Source organism: Psychrobacillus sp. FSL K6-2843, from assembly GCF_038626375.1.
In the GTDB taxonomy this organism is placed as follows: Bacteria; Bacillota; Bacilli; order Bacillales_A; family Planococcaceae; genus Psychrobacillus; species Psychrobacillus faecigallinarum.
On the sequence record NZ_CP152021.1, the window covers coordinates 1,221,652 to 1,247,398 of the forward strand.

Annotated in this window: 25 protein-coding genes and 1 pseudogene; 20 read left to right on the top strand and 6 right to left on the bottom strand. The window is 34.8% G+C overall.

Annotation, left to right across the window (positions count from 1 at the left end; genetic code table 11):
* Positions 1-169: 169 nt before the first annotated feature.
* Positions 170-1,039 (top strand): NAD(P)-dependent oxidoreductase, encoded by an 870-nt coding sequence (locus MKY94_RS05955; protein WP_342578232.1) that lies wholly within the window; start codon positions 170-172, stop codon positions 1,037-1,039.
* A gap of 67 nt (positions 1,040-1,106) precedes the next feature.
* Positions 1,107-2,012 (top strand): chemotaxis protein, encoded by a 906-nt coding sequence (locus MKY94_RS05960; RefSeq protein ID WP_154311229.1) that lies wholly within the window; start codon positions 1,107-1,109, stop codon positions 2,010-2,012.
* Between the two features lie 177 nt (positions 2,013-2,189).
* On the opposite strand, the gene MKY94_RS05965 is transcribed toward MKY94_RS05960, so the two are convergent.
* Positions 2,190-2,657 carry a YkyB family protein gene (locus MKY94_RS05965; protein ID WP_342578233.1) on the bottom strand — a complete coding sequence of 156 codons (468 nt, stop codon included), beginning with the start codon at positions 2,655-2,657 and terminating at the stop codon, positions 2,190-2,192.
* Positions 2,658-2,861: 204 nt separating this feature from the next.
* On the opposite strand from MKY94_RS05965, the gene MKY94_RS05970 reads away from it, so the two are divergent.
* Positions 2,862-4,898, top strand: coding sequence for an EAL domain-containing protein (locus tag MKY94_RS05970; RefSeq protein WP_195761934.1), 2,037 nt, complete (start codon positions 2,862-2,864; stop codon positions 4,896-4,898).
* Between the two features lie 349 nt (positions 4,899-5,247).
* Positions 5,248-5,550 (top strand): hypothetical protein, encoded by a 303-nt coding sequence (locus MKY94_RS05975; RefSeq protein WP_342578235.1) that lies wholly within the window; start codon positions 5,248-5,250, stop codon positions 5,548-5,550.
* A 474-nt stretch (positions 5,551-6,024) separates the two neighbouring features.
* Here MKY94_RS05975 and MKY94_RS05980 read toward each other — a convergent pair whose 3' ends face one another.
* From MKY94_RS05980 to MKY94_RS05990, 3 genes are all read right to left on the bottom strand, one after another.
* Complete coding sequence (locus MKY94_RS05980; protein WP_342578236.1) at positions 6,025-6,186, bottom strand: hypothetical protein; 162 nt, start codon at positions 6,184-6,186, stop codon at positions 6,025-6,027.
* Between the two features lie 123 nt (positions 6,187-6,309).
* Positions 6,310-6,528, bottom strand: coding sequence for a hypothetical protein (locus tag MKY94_RS05985; protein ID WP_342578237.1), 219 nt, complete (start codon positions 6,526-6,528; stop codon positions 6,310-6,312).
* Positions 6,529-6,731: 203 nt separating this feature from the next.
* Positions 6,732-7,586 (bottom strand): AraC family transcriptional regulator, encoded by an 855-nt coding sequence (locus tag MKY94_RS05990; RefSeq protein WP_342578238.1) that lies wholly within the window; start codon positions 7,584-7,586, stop codon positions 6,732-6,734.
* 590 nt (positions 7,587-8,176) lie between these two features.
* Here MKY94_RS05990 and MKY94_RS05995 point away from each other — a divergent pair.
* The 5 genes from MKY94_RS05995 (at position 8,177) to MKY94_RS06015 (ending at position 13,542) form a co-directional block, all read left to right on the top strand.
* Positions 8,177-8,332: a hypothetical protein gene (locus MKY94_RS05995; RefSeq protein ID WP_342578240.1), complete on the top strand. Its 156-nt coding sequence runs from the start codon at positions 8,177-8,179 to the stop codon at positions 8,330-8,332.
* A 522-nt stretch (positions 8,333-8,854) separates the two neighbouring features.
* Positions 8,855-10,330 carry a spore germination protein gene (locus MKY94_RS06000; RefSeq protein ID WP_342578241.1) on the top strand — a complete coding sequence of 492 codons (1,476 nt, stop codon included), beginning with the start codon at positions 8,855-8,857 and terminating at the stop codon, positions 10,328-10,330.
* Between the two features lie 4 nt (positions 10,331-10,334).
* Entirely contained in the window at positions 10,335-11,474 is a 1,140-nt protein-coding gene (locus MKY94_RS06005) for a GerAB/ArcD/ProY family transporter (RefSeq protein WP_342578242.1), read from the top strand.
* Positions 11,449-12,540 (top strand): Ger(x)C family spore germination protein, encoded by a 1,092-nt coding sequence (locus MKY94_RS06010; protein WP_342578243.1) that lies wholly within the window; start codon positions 11,449-11,451, stop codon positions 12,538-12,540. The genes MKY94_RS06005 and MKY94_RS06010 overlap by 26 nt, the downstream gene beginning before the upstream one ends.
* A gap of 858 nt (positions 12,541-13,398) precedes the next feature.
* Positions 13,399-13,542: a hypothetical protein gene (locus tag MKY94_RS06015; protein WP_191696442.1), complete on the top strand. Its 144-nt coding sequence runs from the start codon at positions 13,399-13,401 to the stop codon at positions 13,540-13,542.
* 52 nt (positions 13,543-13,594) lie between these two features.
* On the opposite strand, the gene MKY94_RS06020 is transcribed toward MKY94_RS06015, so the two are convergent.
* A complete protein-coding gene (locus MKY94_RS06020; RefSeq protein ID WP_340862827.1) occupies positions 13,595-15,277 on the bottom strand; it encodes an EAL domain-containing protein in 1,683 nt (560 codons plus the stop codon).
* A gap of 858 nt (positions 15,278-16,135) precedes the next feature.
* Between MKY94_RS06020 and MKY94_RS06025 the strand changes: the two genes are divergently transcribed.
* The 6 genes and pseudogenes from MKY94_RS06025 to MKY94_RS06050 all read left to right on the top strand — a co-directional run bounded on the left by MKY94_RS06025 (position 16,136) and on the right by MKY94_RS06050 (position 20,657).
* Complete coding sequence (locus MKY94_RS06025; RefSeq protein ID WP_144538241.1) at positions 16,136-16,342, top strand: spore coat protein; 207 nt, start codon at positions 16,136-16,138, stop codon at positions 16,340-16,342.
* A 16-nt stretch (positions 16,343-16,358) separates the two neighbouring features.
* Positions 16,359-16,721, top strand: a complete 363-nt coding sequence (locus MKY94_RS06030) for a spore coat protein (protein WP_340862828.1) — start codon at positions 16,359-16,361, stop codon at positions 16,719-16,721.
* 24 nt (positions 16,722-16,745) lie between these two features.
* Positions 16,746-17,882, top strand: a complete 1,137-nt coding sequence (locus MKY94_RS06035) for a zinc-dependent alcohol dehydrogenase (RefSeq protein WP_151110717.1) — start codon at positions 16,746-16,748, stop codon at positions 17,880-17,882.
* A 249-nt stretch (positions 17,883-18,131) separates the two neighbouring features.
* Positions 18,132-19,229, top strand: coding sequence for an L-dopachrome tautomerase-related protein (locus MKY94_RS06040; protein WP_342578244.1), 1,098 nt, complete (start codon positions 18,132-18,134; stop codon positions 19,227-19,229).
* Positions 19,230-19,853: 624 nt separating this feature from the next.
* Positions 19,854-20,037: pseudogene (locus MKY94_RS06045) on the top strand (hypothetical protein); the annotation flags it as partial.
* An 83-nt stretch (positions 20,038-20,120) separates the two neighbouring features.
* A complete protein-coding gene (locus MKY94_RS06050; RefSeq protein ID WP_151110713.1) occupies positions 20,121-20,657 on the top strand; it encodes a GrpB family protein in 537 nt (178 codons plus the stop codon).
* A 210-nt stretch (positions 20,658-20,867) separates the two neighbouring features.
* On the opposite strand, the gene MKY94_RS06055 is transcribed toward MKY94_RS06050, so the two are convergent.
* The gene (locus MKY94_RS06055) at positions 20,868-21,782 is read right to left on the bottom strand and encodes a LysR family transcriptional regulator (RefSeq protein WP_340844304.1); all 915 of its coding nucleotides are present in this window, start codon (positions 21,780-21,782) and stop codon (positions 20,868-20,870) included.
* Positions 21,783-21,898: 116 nt separating this feature from the next.
* Between MKY94_RS06055 and MKY94_RS06060 the strand changes: the two genes are divergently transcribed.
* The 5 genes from MKY94_RS06060 to MKY94_RS06080 all read left to right on the top strand — a co-directional run bounded on the left by MKY94_RS06060 (position 21,899) and on the right by MKY94_RS06080 (position 25,681).
* Positions 21,899-22,462 (top strand): flavodoxin family protein, encoded by a 564-nt coding sequence (locus MKY94_RS06060; RefSeq protein WP_340862830.1) that lies wholly within the window; start codon positions 21,899-21,901, stop codon positions 22,460-22,462.
* Between the two features lie 315 nt (positions 22,463-22,777).
* Positions 22,778-23,560 carry a transporter substrate-binding domain-containing protein gene (locus MKY94_RS06065; protein WP_144538243.1) on the top strand — a complete coding sequence of 261 codons (783 nt, stop codon included), beginning with the start codon at positions 22,778-22,780 and terminating at the stop codon, positions 23,558-23,560.
* A gap of 33 nt (positions 23,561-23,593) precedes the next feature.
* Complete coding sequence (locus tag MKY94_RS06070; protein ID WP_144537847.1) at positions 23,594-24,259, top strand: amino acid ABC transporter permease; 666 nt, start codon at positions 23,594-23,596, stop codon at positions 24,257-24,259.
* A gap of 12 nt (positions 24,260-24,271) precedes the next feature.
* Positions 24,272-25,015, top strand: a complete 744-nt coding sequence (locus tag MKY94_RS06075) for an amino acid ABC transporter ATP-binding protein (protein ID WP_144537849.1) — start codon at positions 24,272-24,274, stop codon at positions 25,013-25,015.
* Positions 25,016-25,312: 297 nt separating this feature from the next.
* Positions 25,313-25,681, top strand: coding sequence for a DUF4181 domain-containing protein (locus MKY94_RS06080; protein WP_225321704.1), 369 nt, complete (start codon positions 25,313-25,315; stop codon positions 25,679-25,681).
* Positions 25,682-25,747 lie beyond the last annotated feature (66 nt).

The window sequence follows — 25,747 nt, forward strand, 5'->3', positions numbered from 1 at the left end:
ATATTAATAAAGAACACAGCAACATTCTCATTTCCCCCTTTTTAAGGGCCATCTATAGGATGGCCCTCTTTTTTTATATTTTTTCGAAAAATAAACATTCTAATGAAATATACAGAACTATTTTTTTTGATACACTATATTTAATACATAGTTAATGGAGGAATGTGAAATGTCTGAACGATTGAATATCGGATTTATTGGTACTGGTGTGATGGGGAAAAGTATAGTAAAGCATTTGTTGAAAGCAGGACATAATGTGATTGTTTATACACGTACAAAAGAAAAAGCAGACGAACTGATTTCTTTAGGGGCAACTTGGGCTTCGAAACCAAGTGAAGTTGCTAGATATACACAGTATTTGTTTACAATGGTTGGCTATCCCCATGATGTAGAAGAAGTATATTTTGGAGATGATGGAGTTTTTTCTATTGAAAATCAAGGTTTAACGGTTGTTGATCTTACAACCTCTACCCCTACATTAGCAAAGAAGATTTATGACAAAGCGAAGGAACTTGAAATGAACTCCATAGATGCGCCAGTATCGGGAGGAGATATAGGGGCTCAGTTAGGTAAGCTTTCCATCATGTGTGGGGGAGAAAAGCAAATCTTGGATTCTATATTGCCAGTGTTAGAGCTTTTTGGAGAGACTATTCTTTATCAAGGAACAGCAGGTGCAGGTCAACATACTAAAATGTGCAACCAAATAACTATTGCTTCTAATATGATTGGTGTTTGTGAAGCTCTTGCATATGGTAAGAAAGCTGGTTTAGACTTAGAACAAGTACTACGTTCTATTACTACCGGTGCTGCAGGATCATGGTCTTTGAGTAATTTGGCTCCTCGAATAATCGGTGGCGATTTGAATCCTGGTTTTTATATTAAACACTTTATTAAAGATATGAAGATAGCTTTAGAAGAATCGGAAAGAATGAATTTAACATTGCCAGGTCTGGAGCTGGCTAAGTCGATGTATGAGGAACTTTTAGCAGAGGGTTATGAAAATAAAGGTACTCAAGCACTGATAAAGTTCTATGAATAATATAGTAATATTTTACCTTTGTATGATACAATCGAATTAATCGAAGGACATAGAAAGGAAGAGTTTTGTGAACGACCACAAAGGAATATTACTAGAGAGCGGTACAAACGAGTTAGAAATTGTTGAATTTCAAGTTGGTTCAAATAGATTTGGTATTAATGTTATAAAAGTAAAGGAAATTATTCAGCCTATACCAGTAACCTTTATCCCACATGCACATCCTCATGTGGAAGGAATCATTCAATTACGTGGAGAGGTATTACCAGTTATCCAGGTGGGGAAAGTCTTAGGTCTTCCTATAGTATCCAATACCGAGCAAGAAAAATATGTGGTGGCCGAGTTCAATAAACAAAAAGTAGTGTTTCATGTTGATAATGTTACACAGATTCATCGTATCTCATGGAACCAGATCGAAAAACCATCTGACCTTTATCAGGGAGGAACATCTCATGTTATCGGAGTCATCAAAAGAGAAGAAGAGATGCTCTTATTGCTGGACTTTGAAAGAATTATCATGGACATCAATCCCGAATCAGGTATAAGTGTGGATTCCGTGAAAAAAATGGGTAAACGGGAGCGCTCCAACAAAAAAATTGTAATTGCTGAAGATTCCCCTCTATTAAGAAAATTACTTCATGACACCCTTAATGAGGCGGGTTATGTTAATTTAGAATTCTTTGAGAATGGAAAGGATGCACTAAACTATCTTGAGAGTTTAGAAAAAATATCTCCTGATGTCTCAGAGCATGTCCAAATGGTAGTCACTGATATTGAAATGCCGCAAATGGACGGTCATGCATTAACAAAGATGATTAAAGGAAATAATAATTTATCAAAGCTTCCTGTCGTTATTTTTTCTAGTTTGATCACCGACGACTTGCGTCACAAAGGAGATCAAGTTGGAGCAGAAGATCAAGTAAGTAAGCCAGAAATAACAGAACTTGTTCTCAAAATTGATCAATATATTTTATGAGTAATATTTCTAAAAAAAAGGCTATCAATTCGTAATGAATTGGTAGCCTTTCTTAATTTCTTTTAGTACGTTAAGTAACCTACTGTAATTTCATAACAGTATTTTAGTTATGAGATTACATAAGCGTTCTTTAATAGATGCTAGCCCTTAAAAGGCCTGTCCTCTTGACAAAAACAATTATCTATCTAAATAAGATTTCATCGAGCTTGGACGCTTGTTGGATACACGCGTAAACTTAGCGGTGCAAGATGTAGAGTGATTAGTGGACTTTCTTGTAGTAGCTTGGGGAGGCCCTATATAATCGGTTAATAGTTGTTTTGCCGTTTTTAAATTCATTTTCCTGATAGGGTTTCTATAAGTATCATCTAAGTGACCAAGATGCTGTAAAGTTTTGAAATCTTCTTTTACCGGTAGAATATGGAAGTAATAATCTGCGCACTGTACTAAAACGGAGGATTGCTGTCGGCTATTTTTAGGGTTTCTAACAAAATGGAGTCCAATTTTACTTGCTCTTTTTTCTTTAATCATTTTTTTGATAGCTAGCCTTTTCAGTTCATAAAGTGGTTTATTGTCTAAAGCGGTTTTTGCATGCCTATTAACAGTATATATAGCAGTAGCCAATTGCTTGTCTGATTCAGAAATCATAAATAGTTCACTCCTTTCTTTTTATCTTTCTCTCTTATATACTATCATACCAACTTATACAAAAATTGTGTACACTAATCAAAAAATACTATATGAAAATATTTTGTAACCGCTACGTTAAGAGATGTAATTATCTGACGATATAATATAGTATAATGTGTGGATTTAGTGATATGTCTTAATATGAGGCAACTGGAGGATTACATGAACAATAACGAACAGCTTAAGAAGAATAATTACTTAGTAGATATGATTCATGAACAGCAAAACCTACTAACCTGCCTATTTAAAAAAAACAAAAACAGTACCTATACGATTATTTATACAAATAAAGCGGCAACCAATTTTTGGGGAGAGGCACATATAAAAAACAACACTTTTAGTGAGGAATTATTGTCTCAACTGTTACCACTATTTACAAGTATTAAAGATGAACAACAAAATGTTAATAGCAATTATGAATTGTTGTTAAATGATAAACGATACACTTTTGATATCTCTATAATAGCTATTGAAGAGAAAGATATATATGGAATGATGATGTACGATAAAACAAACCAACTTCCTATAAATGATTCCTCAGAGATTACAGATAAATACATTTCTCTTATTGAGAATAATATAGATACAGTTCTTATTATTGACCAAGTGGGTATTATTCAATACGCCAATAAAATTATTTTAAAGGTTTTCGGCTACGAAGAGAAAACTCTTTTGCATCAGCCGATTGAGCAATATATCAGTGAGGAATCTCTAAGAAACTTTCAGCTTATTATTAAACAGACAATGAGTGGTTATTCTACAGAAATGCAAAATTGCTTAATTCAGCATGAAAAAGGACATTTCATCTCCACTTATTTAAAAGCAATACCAATCATTAGTGGTGGTACGGTTAAAGGTTTACATTTAGTGCTTCGTAATACAATTAGTGATTCCGAGGAACAAGACCAATTATTTTATCTTGTATACCATGATCACTTAACTGGTTTATGGAATAGACGTGCATTGAAGGAGCACCTAAGTGAAAATATCAAGCAAGCTTCTAAAACAAATAGTGAAATCTCTATTATTCGAATAGATCTGGATCGGTTTAAATTGATTAATGAATCTTTGGGATACACTTCTGGAGATGAGCTTTTAAAAAAAATTGCTGACCGGTTAAGCCTTTATATTGATAAATCGAGTAACCTTTATAGACAAAGCGGAGATGAGTTTGTCTTTTTGTTAAAAGGTAAAACGAAGGATGAAACTAGCCAGTTTGCAGAAAGCATATTAACAGAGCTTGCCAAGCCTATTTATCTAGATCATCAAGAATACTTCGGTACAGCTTCTATTGGAATTTCAATGTTCCCGTATGATGGACAGAAACAAGATGAACTTTTATTAAAGGCAGATCAAGCTTTATATGTAGCTAAAGATAGAGGAAGAGCCCATTATCGATATTTTCAGGAGCAAATGAATCTATCTTTTCCAAACGAGGCCTTGATGGAGTCGCATTTAAGAAGAGCAATTGAAAAGGAAGAGCTATCTATTCATTATCAGCCGCAAGTTAATCTATTAACTGGGGAGATTAATTCATTCGAGGCTTTGTTACGCTGGAACAATAGAAAATTTGGATATGTATCGCCTATGCACTTCATACCAATAGCTGAAAAGTCAGGAATCATTTTCAAATTGGGAGATTGGGTATTGGAAGAGGTTTGTAGCCAATTAAAGCTTTGGCAAGATAAGGGCTACCGAATGGTTAGAATCGCTATGAATATTTCTCCACAGCAATTTAAGCAAGATAACTTTGCCTCAAAAATTAGAGAAAAGATAAATAAGTATAATTTATTGCCTTCATCGTTAGAAGTTGAAATTACAGAAAGTGCGATGACTGATCTGCAGGATACCTTCACTATTCTTAAGGAATTAAAGGACATAGGGGTGGTAATTTCAATTGATGATTTTGGGACGGGTTACTCTTCTCTTAGCTATTTAAGAAAATATCCAATTGACATTATTAAAATTGACCAGTCATTTATAAAGGATATGGAAACAGATGAAAAGAGTGCTGCAATCGCAACTACAATTATTCGTCTCGCTCATAGCCTTGGTATGGAAGTAATAGCTGAAGGAGTAGAAAAGGATACTCAAGTGGAAATACTAAAAGCAGCCAACTGTCAAAAGGCCCAAGGTTTCTTTTTCAGTCGTCCAGTTCCGATAGAGGACATAAACAAGTCATATATGAATTATTATTAAATTTGAAGGTCACATTTGGAGACGTCTTTTTCTAAATGTGGCTTTTTTTATCCTTGAATGTAAATAGTTTAGCTTCTTGGGCTAAGATTTTGAACCGGAAGATACTTGCATACAACAATTCAATAGCCTGACTCCAACAGCGACGGTGCACTACAGACTATCGCGCTCAATACGAGTAGCACTAACGATATTTAAAAGAAGAAGAAATAGCACCTTCTCCCCATATTAATACAGGATCCATTAGATTAAAATCATTACTCCTAATTGAACGAACGCAGCAATTTAATTGAACAAGTAAAACAGCCTTATTTCTATAGTTAAAAGAAGTAACTCTAAGGGGAAATAAAAATTGTACCAATTATTAAAAAAAGCACTTGAACCTTACTCATTAGGAAACGAATCTTTATTCATTGAAAAAGAGTTACACAAAGGAAGTTGGAATAGTGACCTCCATTACAAAATAATTGCTGATGGAAAATCTTTTTCAGCAAGATTCATTAGTAATAATCGTTCCCCAAACAATGCATTTGGTGAAATTTCAAATAATGCTTTAATTGAACAAACAAGCTTTTGTCGATTCCTTGTAAATAATCAAATTCCGTTTATGCAGTTACTACCCGCTTTTATAAGATATACCTTTTACTACTATTGAATGGGAAAATGGAATTTATCGTTTTATACTTTTTGAATGGATTGAAGGCCAACTGTATTATTCGAACACTTTTTAACATGTTCAAATACAATTGAAATTCATTGTTGGAACGAAGAAATTGAAACTATTTCAGAGATTAAATCTCTCTGTAAAAATGAACAAGAGATCGTTAAGGGAGAAAATCTCACTATATTTAGGTGTCAAAAACAGCCTCCCCTTTCAGATTATTTATTGAATAACCATTTAAATAAAATAGGAGAGTTCAAGTGATTCACTGTTAATTTAGACAAGGATATAGTGTCTGTGTTTCATTCGGGGCACTGGGGGACGGAATTCTTTGTACCTAATGCATTAAAAAGTGATGTTGCATTAATCAAAAGTTTAATTCCCGATGGAACAAGTTTTCATCAAAGTTAACAATTCTTTATTCAACTAACGAGGTGCTTTACTTCAAGAAGGAGTAAAGCCTCTCCATTATCTGTCCTCCAATTTACTTGAGGTATTAATCCTAGCTTCAATACTTCTTATTAAACTAACCTTCCCCTTTAGTTCAATTAAGAAAGGCGTAATAATAAAAGCAGTAATGGAGTCTTTATGGACATCCATTCTACATGCACGATCAATGATTACTTCCATTGTAATCATCCTTTCTACGGCAAGTAGTATTGAAGGCTGGTGCAATAACCAGAGTAGGATTAATCTCCCATGAGTGCTTCCCGTAAGGGAGCGACAGTCTGTGATGCACCGTGGTCGTTGGAGTCAGACTAACGGATGGGCTCTATGGCACCATAGTTGATCGACCTTCCTTTCCCAGCCGTAGTATCCTATACCCGTTCTATAAACATTTTCATCCTCTGGGGTGTAGCGCTGATTTTGCGCTACATGGATGGCTAACGGGTGCTTCGTTAAATATTCGCTTACCGAAATAATCAATCTTTGTTCAAAATAGGGGCTATAATTTACTATTAGAATCAACATTTGTAGCTGTGTTTTAATCAATCTTTATTCAAAACCAGCAGATACACCGTGCTTATATAAATATTAGTTTACTCAAAGATAAAGCCTCCTTGCCTGGTTTGGTCTCTGATAACACTCTGTTAAGTCTCGGAAAGGATATCTAGCCTCCATTCAAAAATCCCACTAGTCGTTTTGGCGTCGACTAATGGGACATCTATTTCAAATTATTTTAATGGAACCCAAATTTCTGAATAGCAATCTGGACTGAATGGATCATCTTCTGTATACATTTCGAACTCTGGAGTACCTGCATGTTGATATCCGTTAGCAGGGAACCATTCAGAAAAAATTTGTTTCCAAACTTTTGTCATTGCATCAGGCATTGGACCATGTACTTCAAAAACACCCCATTTAGAAGCTGGAAGTTCGATTACTTCAAATCCTTCTTTAACGTCACCTGCATATTCTGTAGCAACCCAATAGTCAATTTTCTCATTAGGTTTTGCTACACAAATACCAAGAACTCCTTTAATTTGTCCATTATTAATTTGTGCTAGCTTGTTAGTAGTGCCATCACCATTTAATTCATCCCACATTTTAGGAATTCCGATTAAATTACCCTCATTCTCAAGTAAAAATTCTTTCTTTACACCTATTGCTTGGAAGCCTTCACGTTCTACGATTTGATATTTCATTGGTTCTGCCCCTTTCAATCTCACCTCTATTACGAGGCGGCTATATGATTTGATCTTGCCAATATTTTTCCTAGTCTCACTTGGTGAAACCTCATGCTGACGCCTAAAGGCTTTTGAAAAAGCCTCGGGAGAATCATAGCCGTACTTAAATGCAAGGTCGATAATCTTACAGTCTGTTCTTTTTAACTCATCTGCCGCCAAAGTCAATCTTCTCCGCCGAATATATTCACCTACTGAGATCTCTGTTAATAATCCAAATGTTCGTTGAAAATTGAATGCAGAAGAGTTTACTTCATTTGCAATGTCCTCTATCGAAATTTCTTCTAATAAATTTTCTTCGATATAGTTAATTGCTTTTTGTAACGATTCTAACCAAGCTGACATGCTATTTCCTCCTTAATTAAATAGTAAAATTATTTCACATTAAATACCTGTCTTTAAATGCTCTGTTCTGTCAGGATTCATTTCTATAAATAATTTTATCTTTTAATTCACCAAAATAAAGGGGTATCCTAAAAGTTACATTGAAATAAAATTCTTAAGTAATGTGTAATAAAAATCTACTAGCTTTTCACTGGGGGTGCAATGTTTGCTGTTTCGTTAGGAACCTCACAGGAACAGCAAAAAAGTAGCGTTTGAAATCCTTCGTTCATGCGGTGCGAGAATTCGATGGGATGTTTAATATAATGAGTGGAATAGAATAAGAATTGGTAAAAATAAAAGACTTAAAATAGAGACGTATTAAAAGAACCCTACTTTCTGGGTTCTTCATTTTAAATACCTAAAAGATTGTGAAAAGATGTACTTAAAGTAACGGGTGCTTAGCAAAATATGGCCATCTTTTAGATGGTCTATTTTTATGTCAAAACATTAAGTTGATCCCAGATATGCAACTAAAGGGGCAGATTACTTTTTAAAAAATACTGTTATCTGAAATTTATATTCACATTAACTTTTGTTTAAGGATGGTTAAAATGATACTTTTATTTAAATCACTTGGATTTGGGGTTCTATTTGGATTAGTTATGTTACTTGCAAATGTCGATAAGCCAAGTAAACTTTTGATTTTCCTTAAATACTTTTTAATAGGTACAGGCGGATATTTTTTATATGAATGGATTATGGGGTGAATTCATCTTTTTCTTTTACCAAAAGAAAGTTTGTGAAATATTGTACTTAAACTAAACCAGCTAATAGAGTGTCAAGAAAAATTGATCATTAGGGAAACGATAAAGATTCCTCTAGTTAGGGTAACAAAGACTAAGATTTATCAAAGATTAGATATTCAAGCAAGATTTGAGAAAAAAATTGATAAATTTCCTCAATGCAAGGGACTCCTTCAAGTTATTAGGAGACAGTCTGAGAAAGAAAAAAAGCTGGATAAAAATATACGTAATGACAATAGAGGAATGGAATGCAAAATATGAGGTGAAATTTAAAGAGAAAACAGGAATGACACGAATATAGTGAGCAAATTTAAATTTTGTCCTTCCATTTATTTTATGGATTGCCGTTGATTTCTTGGGTGGTTAAGGATGTGCCTCTGCATCTTATAAATTTAGTTTCGTATATTTTAAACTTAAAAAGCTAACAATGGGATTAATATGGAATTTTACCGTTCTTCCAAAAACATATAGAGGTGAGGGATGTACATGTTTTGGAAAAAACAATCAAATGAAAATAAGCCTGTTTCTCAATCAAACGCAGAATCAGAATTATCAATAGAAGCTCTAAAAAAAGCCCTCGTTCAAATGGATGATGCGGAATTTTTGGAAATCAACATTTCTGAAAATCAAAATGTTAATCTTATCTACGTAAGAACCCTGATTGACCAAGAAAGATTAAATGAAAGCATTGTAAAACCTTTATCAAACTTTTCCAAACAATCCATTCAGGAATACAATGTTCACTCAAAAATAAACTCCATTTCCACGTTTAGAGAGGCAAAAGAGCAACTGTTTAAAGGATCAGTCTTGTTATTTGACTATTCGTCAAACCTTTGGTTCGCTATCCCTTTAAAAAATCCACTTGGACGTGCAATTGAACCATCTGATACTGAAACCATCCTTTTAGGAGCAAAAGACAGCTTCAGTGAACAGCTAGAACAAAATATTACGCTCATTCGTAGACGTCTTCCAACACATGATCTGAAAACAGAGAAGTTCACCGTTGGTTCTTTAAGTGAGACAAATGTGGTCTTATTGTACATAGAAGGGCTGACCAATCCAGAATTTGTTTCAATCGCCAAAAAGAAGATTTCGGAAATTAGTTATGATCTCTTCTTTGATTCTTCTCAAGTAGCGGCATTCATTGAGGAACATCAAGACAGTATTTTCCCTCAGTTTCAGCAAACTGACCGACCTGATGTTGTTGCTTATTCACTGGGATTAGGAAAAATTACGATTCTGGTAGATAATACACCTTTTGCTCTCGTTGCTCCAATTACTATTTTTCATTTGTTCCAATCACCAGAGGATTATATTAATCGATGGGTAGTTGCCAGTTTTTTACGCATAATCCGATATGTAAGTTTTATTCTGTCTATCACATTAATCCCATTCTACGTGGCATTAACAACTCATCACTATCAAATGATTCCTTTACAAACACTTTTCGTCTTGGTGGAGTCAAGGAGCAAGCTTCCTTTCACTCCTTTTTGGGAAGCATTTATCATGTTGATTTTTATTGAAATTATAAAAGAAGCAAGCTTAAGGATGCCAACAAAGACTGGTCAAACACTTGGGGTTATTGGGGGCATAGTAATTGGTCAAGCAGCAGTTGAGGCTGGTTTGGCAAGTAAGGTGTTGATTGTCATGGTAGGTATTTCAACTATCGGATCCTTTCTTGTTCCTAATTACCTTGTGACAAAGGCGAATTCATTGATTCAATTCATTCTTCTTATTTTTTCTTCGTTTCTTGGGATAGTAGGGATTGTTCTGGCAATGATTATCATTTTAGCCCACCTTAATGGTTTGTCTTCACTCAAGCAGCCATATTTATCTCCTGTTGCTCCTTTCTACGGAAAAGATTGGCTTGACTTATTCATTCGAGGGCCTTTAGTCAAAATGAAGAAGCGTCCAGAACATCTTAAACCGCTGAAAATGAAGAGATATCAAACTAGGAGATGAACTGATGGAAGCCCTTCAATTATTTAATAAGAATGAAACCTATAATGGGTTCTATATCATGTTGATGGTAAATCGCCTCCAAATGCTTTACTTTTTTTTGATTATGCCAAGGTTTTTAATCCATCCATATATGATTTGGGTGATTATAGTGGTCGGCATATTGTCTCAACTAAACATTCTTCTTTTATCCAAATGGTTTTTAACCCGATTTTCTAGTGCCGGTTACAACGGATTTGTCCAATTATTCGGAAAAAAACTTGTTCGTCTCCTCTCATTCATCGGTTTGTTCTTTATCCTGCTTAAACTTTTCGTGATTATGTTAGGATTCACGGAAATGTTACAAATATTTATGTTTCCAGCTACAGATTCAAATTGGCTTATCTTTTTTATCCTGTTGTCTTGTTTGTATGTAGCATGGAAGGGCATTGAAAAAACTATCCGTTTTGTCGTAATTTCATTTTTGTGCACATTTTGGATGTTCTTTTTCTTTGCTTTTTTCTTCTTTCCTCCAATAGCTCAACTCAGTGATTTGTATCCAATTATTCCAATGGAATTAAGTGGGGATTCCTGGAAAGGAATATTATTGATTTTATCTTCATTTTCCGGGCCTGAATTTCTGGTATTTTTGGGACCATGGTTTAAAACAAATAATAAGACATTTCGTTATTTGTCATATGGGAATGCTCTAACCGTTATAGAGTATGTATCCTTATATATGGCTTCCTTATTCTATTTCGGTTCCAATTATTTAAGCAAAAGTCCATTTCCAATTGTCACTATGGCCCGTTATTTTCAAAATCCAGTAATTGAACGCATTGATATGGTCATGCTTTCTTTGGAATTATTTAACATCGTCTTTGCGAGCTCAATTTTTCTTCTGTTGTTTTATGGAGCATCTAAAATAGCTAATGGAAAAGTGGATAAATCACCCAGTCGAGTAGGCTTTTTATTCAGTGTATTCATTATTTTAATTGGAATGATTCTTGTGAATGAATGGATTTGGAAGTCAGATGAAAAGCAGGTTATTTTACTTAATCTTCAAATTTTAGCAGGGAGCTTAAGTTATTTAGTGGTTCCAATTATTATCGTAGCGATGAAGATAAAGGGGGTTAATAAACATGAGACTACGAAAGAAAATGGCTAAAAAATTTTCAATTATATTTTTTGCATTATGGTTAACTGGATGTGCTCCTTTTACTGAAAATAACATTATTGAAGAGCTTGCTCCAGTCACATTTTTATCACTTAGTAAAGGGGATGAAGGGAAAATAAAAATCAGTACGATATTGCCCCCTCTAAGCAAAGAAAAAAAGAGTGTAAAGACGCAAGAAGTAAGCTTAATAAAGGAGGGATTAATGGATTTTAATTTTAACTTCTACCAGGAAATGAAATCCGGGCAAATGCGAATGCTGATAATTAATGAAGACCTCGGAAAAGAGGGGATTATGTCCGTTATTAATGTGTTATTGAATGATCCGGATATTTCTTTGAGAATCTATTTAGTTATCGTAAAAGGAAATTTTGAAGAATACTTGGAAAATCAATTGGACCAACAAGAAAATCTTGATTACTCTTTTTACCGAATGCTGAAGCACTATGAGGAAAAAAATCAGGGAGAATTAAGTGTCATTAATCTACATGAATTTAAAAATTTGTTATATACTTCATATTCAGATCCTTTCTTACCTGTATTCAAAATAGAAAATGACGCTATCAGCTATGAAGGTACAGCCCTGTTTCAAAATGATAAACTAGCTGAAATAATAACAACTTTTGATGATCGTATCTTCCAGCTGTTAAACAACGATCACTACTTAGCGGTTTTACCGATCCCAGAAATAGAAGTTGTTCTAGGTCATGTTAGGTCTAAAACGAAAGTGGATATCAATAAAAGCTTGTCTAAAATGACCTATACAGTTAATGTAGACTCAAGAATTGAAGAATACCGGGGAGAAAAGCAATTATTTGACCCAAAGGATTTAGAAGATTTGAAAAAAGATATTCAATCCAATCTTGAAAGACAAACACAAGAACTAGTAAAAAAGATGCAAGAATTGAATGTGGATCCACTACAGCTAGGCATTCATACATTAAAACCATTCTCAAAACCAATGGATGAAAAAAAATGGATTAAACTTTTCGAGAAGATGGAAATTAAGATTGATTATCAATTTAATATTCAGCCTTTGACGGATTCAAACGGACACTAAAAAACATTCCAATCAAAATGAATTGCAGTAATATACCAAGAGTTAATTCAACTTTTCCTTGTTTGTTTTTTTACAATATTGATGCTATCTTGAACCCATCTAATCGGTTAATTCTGTACTCAGCATCAGATGCCATACCTAATAATAGCTTTTCTATATGACTTTCAACTAGGTTCATATCTTAAGGACAAACGAGATTCTTCCAAAATTGAGGATTGTTTTCAAAATCCTTTTTTTGTATGCCTATGTATTTTGGCAACTTCATTTGAGTCGAAATGGGTGCTGCGCATATTTGCAGTGGAAGTATCTAGAGCGCTTTTATTTAACACACCAAGTGCTCTATTCATTGAATGACCTTAAAAAGAACAGCAAAACATTCAAGTAAAGAAATGTTCTATTCAAACAAATATTAAAGAAACTGAAACGAAGATTGATACAAATGAGTCCAAAATTGACCAAATTATGGCTCAAATCCAAGCGTTGGATAATGAAATTATGGCAACCGAGAAAAGTATTTTAGCAAGTATGGATGATGAGGCTGGAACATTTGAACCTTATTTTTAAATATGTTGATAATCAAAAGAAAATACCTAAATCCACGTTGGATCATTGGGACCTTGATATAAATACAAGAACATATTCAAATTGCCATTTAACGAAATGTAGATATCGAAGTCAAGACAGGAAAAAAATGAAAGTTCATTTTTCTAAGAGGAAGAATAACCTGGATTGATCTAAAAAGAACAATTTGAAACTAAATCGCATTTAATACATTTGGATGAATGTGGATGTTTTTGTATGAAAATAGAGTCGAGTTGTTAAACATGAGATAATAAACAAAAAGAAGAAGTAAAACGATTGATAGAGGCCATGATAAAGAAAATGCCTCGAGAAAAAGCAATGGATAAATTAAGCCAACTACTACATATATCAAATGAAAACTTTGATGAGCTGACAGAATATTGTTGTATGTCAGATGAAATAGAAACCACCAACCGTTAATTTGGTAGGTGGCTGTTTTTAGATATTTTTTTGTTGGCCATAAAAGTTTTTCTTATTGGACTAAAGGAATTAGGTAGGTTTCTTCAATTTCATCCGCAGTTAAAGGTGGGTTGAACAGATACCCTTGGCCACTGGGACATCCAAACTTCCTAAGGAGATTTACATGCTTGTCTGTTTCAATTCCTTCAGCAACTACATTTAGGTTTAAATTTATTCCTATATCAATTATTGATTTAACAAGAGCCAAGTCCTTGGAATCGTGCATTCCGCCACGAATAAAAGACTGATCAATCTTCAACGTATCTACGGGTAGTTTCGTTAATAGACTTAGAGAAGAGTAACCCGTCCCAAAGTCGTCTATCGAAATGCCAATACCCATTTTTTTAAATTGTGAAAGGATAGGAAGTACTATTTCAAAATCTTCAAAAACGCTTTCTGTCACTTCAACCTCAAAATATTTAGGTTCCACATTTGTGGACATCATGCACATTTCTATATACTCAGTTAATTTGGTATAGCGAAACTGATGAGGAGAAACGTTCACTGACACTTTAACAAGAGAATATCCTTTTGCCTCCCATCTAGAGATCTGATTTAAAGCCTCTTTGATAACCCATTTCCCGATTTCATCTATTAAGCCTGTTTCTTCAGCAATTGGAATAAAATCCATAGGAGGTACATTACCAAGCACGGGGTTTCTCCAACGAATTAGCGCTTCCAGTCCATTGAGTTCTAAAGTGGCCAAATCTATCTTAGGCTGATAATGAAGAAGAAACTCATTATTTTCAATTGCTTTCCGCAGTTCTGTTTCAACTGTAATTTTTTGGTCTTGCTTTTCCTTTAGGCGTTTATTAAAGATCTTGAAATTATTTTTGCCAGCTTGTTTTGCAGAGTACATAGCCATGTCCGCAAGATTTACCAGTTCAGTTAAGTCGGTACTATCAGAAGGAAAGTAGCTTACGCCTATGCTAGTAGTAACATATATTTCATTTCCTTCAATGAAATAAGGAACCTTGATTTGTTCAATAATCTGTTCAGCAATCATAAGAGAAACATCTTGGCTTTTATTGGTGATTAATACGATAAATTCATCACCGCTTAAATGGAACACAGAGATGGATTCATTTTGGATTGATTTTAATGTTTCAGCTATTCCTTCTAGCAACGCATCACCCACTCTATGTCCAAACTTATCATTTATCAGCTTCAACCTGTCGATGTCCATAAATAGAACTGAAACTGTATTGGAATGCTTTATGTCGGCAAGTTTTCTTTCAAGACTTCTTCTGTTAGGAAGATTGGTTAATTCATTATGATTTGCTAGGAAATCGATATGTTGTTCCTTGATTTTAATGTCGGTTAAATCCCTTACAACGCAAACAATTTTGTTTGTTTCTTCGACTTTGGAAAGCGTAAGCTCTTGCGGAAATTTCGTTCCGTCTACTCTGGTTCCAACTGTTTCGCCTCTCCAAAGCCCTCTTTCATTTAAGATGGGAATAACAGAAGAATTTAAAATTCCTTGCAATGCTTCTTCATCGTAGCAAATATGCCAGGTGTTATTCAACAGATGTTCTTTAGTAAATCCATACATGGTGGCATGAGCTTCATTTGCAAATACAAATTTACCATCTTCATCTGTAATGCCAATTCCATCTATTGAAGAATCCAAACCATATGAGTATTCAATCAAAGTCAACTCTGTCTGGCTTAATCCTTTTATATTTCGCTCTTTCATTGTAACCCCCTAATGACCCAACATAATTTACTTCTTAATCTTATTTTTTATCGGTAAAGAGAAGAGAATATGAAGGTAAAATCAGATTCACAACACTTGCAAGGGACTTCTTTAGAAACGAATTTGAATGATCAAACATCTGTAGTAGATTGCTGAACAGACCGTCTCTGTCCACCTTGTGTGCTCGCACAAACCCCTTTGCTTATTCCGTCGATGAGCGTAATAGTTTCACCCGCCATTAATGCGGTTAGTAGTTTTTTCCAGTCGCTAACTACTTTAATTTCGCCTACAGCAATTACATCTTCGGTGAGAACTTCTAACACGTCTTATGGTATGAGTTTTTCACTTAAATTTTGGTTATTCATAATTGATTCGATTATAAAATCCTTAACCGATTGATTGTCAACCATTCCTTTTATATATAATGGCTATTTTTATTTGAGAATTATGACCAATTTTTAAAGGGCGGATTACGATATCTGAACTGTTTCCTGTTTTTTGTTTAATGCCTTCAAGATTCTTGGACAAAGAGCTTTCAATGAGGTTTGGTGATCTATTGTTGGATTGATTTTGATTGTTTATCCTTTGGATCTTTCTATCATTTTTTGGATTCTTTCGTTTTAAAAATGAAAACATAGCTCAAATACCTTTCTATTTCATCCCATTTTTTTCATGAAAGAACCTTTTTAAACACATTGGAAAAAGATTAGTCACGAATAAAAGTCAAATGGAAGATTTCTCTTGAAGATTATAAATCTATTTTAATCATACACACCGTTTAAGGATCTTAATTTTTCTGAATATAAATCTCATTTTTAGGGCAATCTTCAATGGATGATAAAATTCGGAGGTGGAGGAATGTTTGAAAAAAAATTAGCACTTCATGAAACTTTGGAATTTCATGAAGTAATTAACTTTAAGACAGTATGTTTACTCAAATCTAAAATGATGCAAGGTATCGTTTTTGACCAAGATCTAAAAGCACTACTGGAGAAGGACGTAAAACAATCTATACCTGCTTTAACTGCAATGATTAAATTATATTCAAATTCTGAATTAAAATAATCGGAGGTCAGATCGTATGAATGACTATTTAGACCCTATAAATTCTGTTGGCATGCCGGAACTTACTGATTCAGGGATAGCCCTTGAATTTTTGTTATCAACAAAAACTGGGATTAGAAACCTTTCAATTGCATTGACAGAAACGGCAACATCTACAATTAGAAAGTTATTACAGGAGCAACTTGATGTAACCATTGCCTTATATTCCGAAATTGTAGATCTCATGATAAAAAAACAATGGTTAAACCCATATGATTTGGAACTTCAAAAACTTTTGGATATTAAATCCGCTCAAAATGCAGTAGATATAGCTAATTTAAATCTTTTTCCGGGGGTTACAAATCGGAAAGGAATGTTTCCAAGCCCACCGAAGAAATAATGAATAAAGAAGGAGATTTCAATAATGAAAGCTGTTACTTTTCAAGGTGTTAAAAATGTTCAGGTAAAAAACGTGAAAGACCCAAGCATCCAAAAAACGGATGATATTATAGTTAAACTTACTACTACTGCCATTTGCGGATCAGACTTACACTTAATTCATGGGATGATACCGAACCTAGGAGAGGATTATGTTATTGGACATGAACCTATGGGAATTGTAGAAGAAGTCGGTAAGGATGTAACGAAAGTTAAAAAAGGGGATCGTGTTATAATCCCATTTAATATAGCATGTGGTCAGTGTTGGTACTGTAATAATGAATTAGAAAGTCAATGCGACAATGCGAATGAAAATGGAGAAATGGGCGCATATTTTGGTTACTCAGATACGACGGGTGGGTTCCCAGGTGGTCAAGCGGAATTTATGCGAGTTCCATATGCTAATTTTACACCTTTTAAGATTCCAGAAAACAGTGAAGTAGCGGATGAAAGTTTAGTGTTACTTGCAGATGCTGCATCAACAGCATTTTGGAGTGTAGACAATGCGGGAGTGAAAGCAGGGGATACGGTCGTAATTTTAGGATGCGGCCCAGTTGGTCTGTTAGCACAAAAATTCGCGTGGCTAAAAGGTGCTAAAAGAGTTATTGCAGTTGATTACGTTGGTTATCGTTTAAAACATGCAAAACGTACGAATAACGTAGAAATAGTTAACTTTGAAGATCATGAAAATTGTGGTGAATATTTAAAGGAAATAACAAAGGGTGGAGCAGATGTAGTCATTGACTGCGTAGGAATGAGTGGAAAAATGACTCCACTGGAATTTCTTGCATCTGGTCTAAAATTACAAGGAGGAGCCATGGGAGCTCTAGTAATTGCAAGTCAAGCTGTTCGCAAAGGTGGAACAATTCAAATTACAGGAGTTTATGGGGCACGTTATAATGCATTCCCATTGGGTGACATCTTTCAACGAAATGTGAATATTAGGACTGGCCAAGCTCCAGTTATTCACTACATGCCGCATATATATAATTTAATTGCAGAAGGTAAGGTTGATCCAAGTGATATTGTCACTCATGTACTTCCTTTAGATCAAGCTAAGCATGGTTATGAAATATTTGACACCAAAATGGAAGACTGTATAAAAGTTGTACTAAAACCGTAAATATACCGGGTTAGTTTTCGAGCATCTCTTATGAGATGCTTTTTTAGATTTTGGAAAGACTAATAATTTTATTCCTTTATAGAAAAATGCTCGTGATGAAATATTATTTAATCAGAATTTGTTAATTTGTTGTATAAACATGGATTGTCCCCATCCAATCACGATAGAAATAATTATCAATTACTAGGCATTAAAAGAAAACTTCAGCATATATAGGTATATTCGTTCAAATTTGATGAGGAGGATAACATGCAACCTATTTTACCTATGGAAAAATATTTTGGGCAGTTTGAACTGGTGCATGCTTTTTATGGGGCTATGCCTACAGGTGTCAGCGTTTCCGAAACTGGTCGTATTTTTGTTTGCTTTCCGAAATGGGGAGACAACGTTCAATTTACTGTGGCGGAAATTGTTGAGGGTGAATTGCAGCCTTATCCCAGTTTAGAAGCTAATTTGGTTAATACTAGAAATATTACGATGTCTTTCGTCAGTGTCCAAAGTATTGTTGCTGATGGAAGAGGAACACTTTGGGTATTAGACACAGGGGCACCAAATTTTTCTGAACCTATTCAAGGGGGAGCAAAATTAATTGCTGTTGATTTAAGCACGAATACAATAAGGAGAGTATATACCTTTACAGAAGATGTTGTCTTGCTAACAACTTATTTGAATGATATCCGTTTGGATTTTCGGGTTGGAAGAGCAGGCTATGCATATATAACAGATTCTTCTTCCAGAGGGCCAGGGGGCATTATTGTCGTAGATTTAGAAAGTGGGAACGCGTTTAGACGGTTAAATGGGGCAATATCAACTTCACCTGATCCCTATTTTTTACCGAAAGTAGAAGGTGAAATTTTGATGAATCGAAACCCGGACGGCTCGACTTTCCCATTTAAATTGGCTTCCGATAGTTTAGCAATTTCTTCTGATGGAAAGGTTTTATTTTATGCTCCGCTAACCAGCCGACAGCTGTTCTCAATCTCAACAGAAGCCCTAAGAGACAGTAGGATACAGGACATTAATTTATCCCAATATGTGCAGTATTGGGGGGAAAAAGGCGCGTCTGATGGAATGATCACCGGCGCAAAAGGAACCATTTATGCGGGAGACTACGAAAACAACAGTATCCGGAAGATATTGCCGAATGGCGTAATGGAAACCATCGCACATGACCCGAGAATTTTATGGCCGGATACTTTTTCGATTGGCCCCGATCAATACTTATATGTCATAGTGAATCAATTACATCGGCAGGCGAGATTTCATTATGGAAGAGACTTGCGGGAAAAACCATACAGTTTATTTCGTATGAGAATTGATGAATTCCCTGCTCCTACCTTTTCATAATAATCTTAAACGAAGGTAGCTATCCCTCATGGGGGAGCTGCCTTTTTTGTCAGTAAATAAGAAACAGGCATCTGTGCAAGAAACGATTCGGATTATAAACTACAATAAAAGATCTACCTTATTCTAAAAACGAACCCTCAGATGAAAAAGAAGCAAATGGTGAAGTGGGTACGATTATAATCAACTGCTGAATTAAGTTTTAGTGATGGAAATCTGATGTGTTTGAATATTTTAAACGTATTTATTCATTCTTTTATAAAATGTTAGTAAATAAAGGAGCCGCTGTTTTTCCAGCTATTTCTTAGAATTTGTAATCAAGGAGTTAGAGTGTTTTATGGGGAAGAAGATATATCCAAATTAATAATTAAGAAGACCCCTGTCTAATAGTTAGAAAAAGTGAGATTGGACATTAATAAGTCTATTATTTCCGGTAGATTATTAGTATAGACTCCACTAATCATTCTCATTCTCTGTGGTTAAGCACTGATTTTGCGCTTCATGGATGGCTAACGGGTGCTTTACTTCAAGATGGGGTAATGGTATTTTCTTGTTGAAATAAATGGGCATTTAGTTCAGTAATCAATTAGCGATATGTGGTAACAAATATGCAAAGGGGTTACAAAAATGAAGGATATTTTTAATCAATCGGACTCAGAGGAAATTTTAACGAATAGACAATTTAAGCCGAAATTCAAAACCACAATGGGGTAAAATGGATGTTGCCAAAATGCTGGCACATTGTTCATCCTTCCAAGACATTGCAATGGGAAATACTTTTCCTCCGAGAGGCTGGTTAGGAATATTAATAAGAAGGAACTGAATACTGTTTTATAGAAGTTACAATTATAAGGGGGAGAAAAATAATGATTAAATTAGTTTTAATGAATTCGGATGAGTAATCTGTCTGGTATTGTAATAGTTACATACAACGAGAAATGGGAAAAATCATTCATATTATTAGAAGGTTTCCTTAAAAAAACTTTAGGTGATTTAATAATATGCGTGGAACACGTTGGAAGCACATCAGTTAAAGGGCTGAGTGCCAAACCAATTCTAGATATAGATGTAGTAATAGAAGATTATTGTGTTTTCCCTGCTGTTATAGAAGGTCTTAAAAAGATAGGTTACTATCATCAAGAAAATTGGAGTTTTGAGGGTAGAGAAGCCTTTGGAAGAAAGGATCCATTAGTTCCGTGGGATGAAAAAAATACAAATTGGATTGAACACCATTTATATGTGTGCAATAAAGATAGTAAAGAACTAGCCAGACATTTAGCATTTAGAAATTATCTTCGTAACAATACAGAGGCAGTTGCTGAGTATGAACAGTTAAAGAAATATTTGGCAAAGAATGCGATAGACAGAGCAACTTACACTGAGGGTAAAACTAAATTTGTTAGTGAGATATTAGAGAGAGTTATGAAATAATGTATTTAGTGTGCCTATAATAATTAATATTTTTTAGTATCTTGTTCAACTAATGGGTGCTTCACTCCAAGAAGGAGTAAAGCTTTTTTTCTATTGAACTTATGCAGCAGTTTAGTTTAATTTAATAAGAGTTTTAAAGGGGGGGAGAACTTGAATAAAAAAAAATTGATGTACAGTATCTTTACTTACAAGAAACCTGAAGGCAGTATTTCAGGTTTCTTTCATTTTACATTGAATGTTCTTGTAATGCCCGCGAACGATTTGAATAAAATCCTCTAAATAAGAGGGGATATGCTTGTCTTTATGCCAAGCTATCTCTGTATAAATTTGATTCAATGCTAAAGAAATAGGTAATTGTAGTAACGAACCACTGTTAAGTTCCTTTTCCACAACCATTCTGGGTAAAAGTGCAATGCCCAATCCGGCAATCGCACATTGTTTAATAGCTTCAATACTGACAAATTCTATCACGTTGTCAGGGTATATTCCTTCTAGTTGGAACTTACTTTCAAATTGTGTTCTATAAGAACAGCCTTTCTCGGTTAATAAAATCGTTTCTTTTGCTACTTCCTCTAAAGTCAGTTTTTCTTTTTTATGCAAATGATGTGTAGGGGGTGCGACTAGCATTATATTTTCTTCTAGCAAAGTTTCAGTATGGATGGTTGACACAATCTTTCGTGTATCGGTGATGAATGCCAAGTCTAGAGTATCAGTTTGTAATAAGTTCTTTGCAATTTCGTTCGTATGGACAGGTTTAAATATTAGTTTGACTTGAGGATGCAACTGTATAAATTCCTGTAGTATAACCGGTAATCTGTATGTACATTGACTTTCTTGTGCACCAATTGTCAAGATTGGTTTAAGTTCATTTTCACCTGTTACTGCATCGCGCATTTCTTTATCGAGTTTGATCATCTTTTCGGCAAAATGTTTTAATTGCATACCAGCCTCTGTAAGGAAAATCCGTTTCCCTAATCGTTCAAATAGAGGTGTTCCTAGCTCTTCCTCTATTGATTTGATTTGTGCTGTAATACTTGACTGTGCATAATCCAACATTTTAGCTGTTTGAGTAAAATTTAAAGTCTTTGCAGCAGTTAAGAATGTATATAAATGCTTTGTTTCCAATGCTTCCACCTCTATATCGAAATATCCGATTGATTTAATCATTATATTCAGCTTTATTGATTCTTGAGGCAATTATATACTTTTTACACAGCGATGCATAGGAAGGAGTACGGAATATGAAGATTACAATACTTGTTGGTAGTTCGAGAAAAGGTGGAAATAGCGAACTCTTGGCGGATTTTGTAGTACAAGATATTGAACATGAAAAAGTGTATATAAAAGACTTATACATTCGACCGATTGAGGATTTACGTCATACAAGAAATGGCTTTCAGGCAGTTAATGATGATTATGATAGATTGGTTGAAGCAATAATGAAAAGCGACGTGTTAATCTTTGCAACACCGATTTACTGGTATAGTATGTCAAGTTTAATGAAGAATATGATAGACCGATTTAGTCAAGCAATTCGAGATGAAAGATATCCAAATTTGAGAGAGCATTTAAAAACAATACGAGCAATCGTTGTAGTTGTTGGTGGCGATGACCCAAGGATAAAGGGGCTGCCTCTTATTCAGCAGTTTCAATATACATTTGACTTTTTAAATATGCCTTTTTCATCTTATATTATTGGAGAAGCTAATCAACCGGAGGAAATACTTAAAGACAGTCGCGCTTTATTGCAAGCTGCTTGGTTAAATGAAAAACTCAAATCAGAACTATACGCTGAGGAAGAATAGATGGTTATGAAAGCAACTACAGGTAGAGAATCGGAGCTCCTTAGAGAAAATATCATAAGTAAATGAGGTATAATTAGATCATTTCTAGCCGTAGCAGTAAAAAGGCAGTAGGTACCCATCTACGAGACTAGCCCTTTCATAAATGAAACGTGTAAGGTATGTGATATACAAAGAGTGTCAGTCACCATTAAAGGTGCCTGACACTCTTTTGTTTATGCGGGGAGTAAATGGGGTAATTAACATTCATTAGTTAGCTACTCAGTTAGCTAAGGGTATTGTAGAAATAAAAAAGAGTGAAAGGGATTGATAGTTAGCATGTGGTTGAACAAAAAGTTAATATTGGTTTTCAGTTTGATCGTGATTTGCTTTTTATCTGCTTGTGCCGAGAAGGATAAGCTTGCCGACGGATCTGAACTTATACATAAAGATCAATTTGTTTTTGCTGCTTCTGGTGAGTTTAAACCATTTAGTTATATGAATGATGATCTCACCATGTCAGGCTTTGATATTGAGGTTGGCGAAGCCATCGCTAAGGAAATGGGTCTTAAGCCGGTTCAAAAGCGAATTAAATTCAAAGGGATTGTAGAAGGGGTAAAAACAGGCCGTGCGGATGCAGCTGTTGCTAGCCACACGATTAATTCGCAGCGGAGCGAACATGTTTCCTTCACTACGCCTTACTATTATTCTGGACCGCAAATTTTCACCAGACCGGACAGTCAAATTAAGACTGTCGACGATTTAGCGGGAAAAGAAGTTGCTGTAGCAAAAGGTTCGACTTATGCCGATACAGCCTCTAAGTATACAGACAAAATAAAAACATATGACAGTGATATTACAGCTTTACAAGCATTAAGCAGCGGACGTCATGATGCGGTAATCACAGATTTTGTTACTGGGAAAAATGCTGCAAAGGGAGGATTTAAGATTAAAGAGCAGCAGTTAATTGATCGTAGTGAACAAGCGATTGTGCTGCCCCAGGATAATCCAAAACTATTGAAGCGAGTAAACGAAGCGCTGGAGAAACTCCGGGAAAATGGGACCCTAACTCGAATTAGCATCAAATATTTTGGTGAGGATATTACCATTAAACCGGAATAAATCAATACCAGGGAAAGAAAGGAAGAAGATACATTGCCAAGTTTTTCACATTTTTTTCACACACTTATAGAAACAAAAGATGTATTCATACAAGCCATGATTTTAACATTAGAGCTGACTGCTGTTTCTATCTTATTCGGAATAATTATTGGTCTTTTCTTTGCCTTATTAAAAATCTCTAAAATAAAAATATTAGAATTCATTTCAGATGCATATGTCTATTTGGTCCGCGGAACACCGCTAATTGTTCAAATATTTATCCTCTACTTCGGAATAAGCGAGATTTTCCTCCTTCCTGATTTCTGGGCTGCTTCATTTGCCCTCGCGTTACATAATGGAGCTTATATTTCCGAAATCCTTCGAGGAGCGATTCAGGCAATCGATAAAGGACAGATGGAGGCAGGACGCTCTTTGGGGATGACAAAAGTACTGACATTACGGAGGGTTATTCTTCCGCAGGCATTCCGCCGAGCGCTGCCGCCTTTAGGCAACCAATTTATCATCGGGTTAAAAGATTCTTCGTTAGCCGCATTTATCTCCATGAATGAACTGTTCAATGTGGCGACAACACTAGGATCCAATAATTTTGACGAAATGACCTATTTACTCATTGTAGCAGTCTACTATTTATTGCTAGTGGCGCTGTTGACATTCGTAGTGAACCGATTTGAACTGAAATTAGCAGTAAGTGACAGATAGGAGACGAGGACATTGGACACAAAGGAAATGATTAAAATTAATCAATTGAATAAATCATATGGAGACTTACATGTATTAAAAAATATCGATATGACAGTTTACGAGGGCGATGTCGTTTGTTTAATAGGAGCGAGTGGCTCGGGTAAAAGTACTCTTCTTCGCTGTTTGAACTTTTTAGAAAGGAAGGATAACGGCAATATTATAATTAAAGGAAATGAAGTCGACCCAGGCACCGATAACCTCAATAAAATTAGGGAAAAGGTAGGAATGGTATTTCAGCATTTTAACTTGTTCCCACACAAAACTGTTTTGGAAAATATTATCGAAGCACCTATTATGGTAAAAGGAGTTGACAAAGAGGAGGCTATCTCGAAAGCAAAACAATTACTGAATAAAGTAGGCTTGGAGGATAAGTTAGATGTCTATCCCAGTAAACTATCAGGCGGGCAAAAGCAACGGGTGGCGATTGCTAGAGCACTTGCGATGGAACCAGAAATTATGCTTTTTGATGAGCCAACATCGGCACTCGATCCCGAGCTTGTGGGAGAAGTTTTAACAACCATGAAAAAATTGGCTGAAGAAGGAATGACGATGGTTGTTGTTACCCATGAAATGGAATTTGCTAGAGAAGTAGCGGATTGGATTGTGTATATGCACGATGGAAAAATTGTCGAGCGTGGCAACCCTGAGCAATTTTTCAGCCATCCAAAGGAAGAGCGAACTCAGGAGTTTTTAAAGACGACATTTCTGAAATAAAATATGAAATTTTGTTTATATATCTAGGCATGACCGCGTATTTTAATTGTACTTGGACTTTTAAAACTATTGAATTTTGAGCTACCAACTATAATGTCATTGGACAATTTGTCCATTTACAACTTAGTTAGTAACCGTAGTTGTAAAGTTATGCATTAATATTCACATTTTAGTTCGATTATAAATTAAAATCACCTCTCTGATTTTCTGAGAGGTGATTTTTTATTGGATATTTATGTTAATATTAATAGTCATTCTAGTGTCTTTGTTTTGTTTCAAAATAGAGGGGGAATTGCTTTGAGATTTTTGGTATTTTTTATCGTTCTAATATTTATAGGATTTTTGTTAGAAAAAATAATAAACAAATTACTTCGTGTGGAAAAGAAAAAGATTTCTGAAACTTCCGGTAAAAGAATTGACCGTTGGGGAAGAGGAATCATTTTACTTATCTTTTTATTCACACTTCCGTTTGTTATTTTCGGTGACTCAACCAATATTATAAAGTGGTACTGGATCGTCTATATAACATTGTTAATGGGTTTTCAGGCTTTTCTGGAGTGGAAGTACCTGGAGAACTCAAAACAATATGTTACTACAATTATTTTTATAATATTAAGTGTAATTATTATGTATAATATAGAGTATTTTCTTCCCTTATTGAGTTGATATAGTTTACTGAGGAGATAGATATTGCGAAGGATTGTACTTAAATTAAAGAGTGCTTGTGCGGCC

Coding starts and splice junctions, on each gene's coding strand:
- MKY94_RS05955 (WP_342578232.1), top strand. CDS start 170: ATGTCTGAACGATTGAATATCGGATTTATTGGTACTGGTGTGATGGGG.
- MKY94_RS05965 (WP_342578233.1), bottom strand. CDS start 2,657: ATGATTTCTGAATCAGACAAGCAATTGGCTACTGCTATATATACTGTT.
- MKY94_RS05970 (WP_195761934.1), top strand. CDS start 2,862: ATGAACAATAACGAACAGCTTAAGAAGAATAATTACTTAGTAGATATG.
- MKY94_RS05980 (WP_342578236.1), bottom strand. CDS start 6,186: ATGGAAGTAATCATTGATCGTGCATGTAGAATGGATGTCCATAAAGAC.
- MKY94_RS05985 (WP_342578237.1), bottom strand. CDS start 6,528: ATGTTGATTCTAATAGTAAATTATAGCCCCTATTTTGAACAAAGATTG.
- MKY94_RS05990 (WP_342578238.1), bottom strand. CDS start 7,586: ATGTCAGCTTGGTTAGAATCGTTACAAAAAGCAATTAACTATATCGAA.
- MKY94_RS05995 (WP_342578240.1), top strand. CDS start 8,177: ATGATACTTTTATTTAAATCACTTGGATTTGGGGTTCTATTTGGATTA.
- MKY94_RS06000 (WP_342578241.1), top strand. CDS start 8,855: ATGTTTTGGAAAAAACAATCAAATGAAAATAAGCCTGTTTCTCAATCA.
- MKY94_RS06005 (WP_342578242.1), top strand. CDS start 10,335: ATGGAAGCCCTTCAATTATTTAATAAGAATGAAACCTATAATGGGTTC.
- MKY94_RS06010 (WP_342578243.1), top strand. CDS start 11,449: ATGAGACTACGAAAGAAAATGGCTAAAAAATTTTCAATTATATTTTTT.
- MKY94_RS06020 (WP_340862827.1), bottom strand. CDS start 15,277: ATGAAAGAGCGAAATATAAAAGGATTAAGCCAGACAGAGTTGACTTTG.
- MKY94_RS06025 (WP_144538241.1), top strand. CDS start 16,136: ATGTTTGAAAAAAAATTAGCACTTCATGAAACTTTGGAATTTCATGAA.
- MKY94_RS06030 (WP_340862828.1), top strand. CDS start 16,359: ATGAATGACTATTTAGACCCTATAAATTCTGTTGGCATGCCGGAACTT.
- MKY94_RS06035 (WP_151110717.1), top strand. CDS start 16,746: ATGAAAGCTGTTACTTTTCAAGGTGTTAAAAATGTTCAGGTAAAAAAC.
- MKY94_RS06040 (WP_342578244.1), top strand. CDS start 18,132: ATGCAACCTATTTTACCTATGGAAAAATATTTTGGGCAGTTTGAACTG.
- MKY94_RS06050 (WP_151110713.1), top strand. CDS start 20,121: ATGAGTAATCTGTCTGGTATTGTAATAGTTACATACAACGAGAAATGG.
- MKY94_RS06060 (WP_340862830.1), top strand. CDS start 21,899: ATGAAGATTACAATACTTGTTGGTAGTTCGAGAAAAGGTGGAAATAGC.
- MKY94_RS06065 (WP_144538243.1), top strand. CDS start 22,778: ATGTGGTTGAACAAAAAGTTAATATTGGTTTTCAGTTTGATCGTGATT.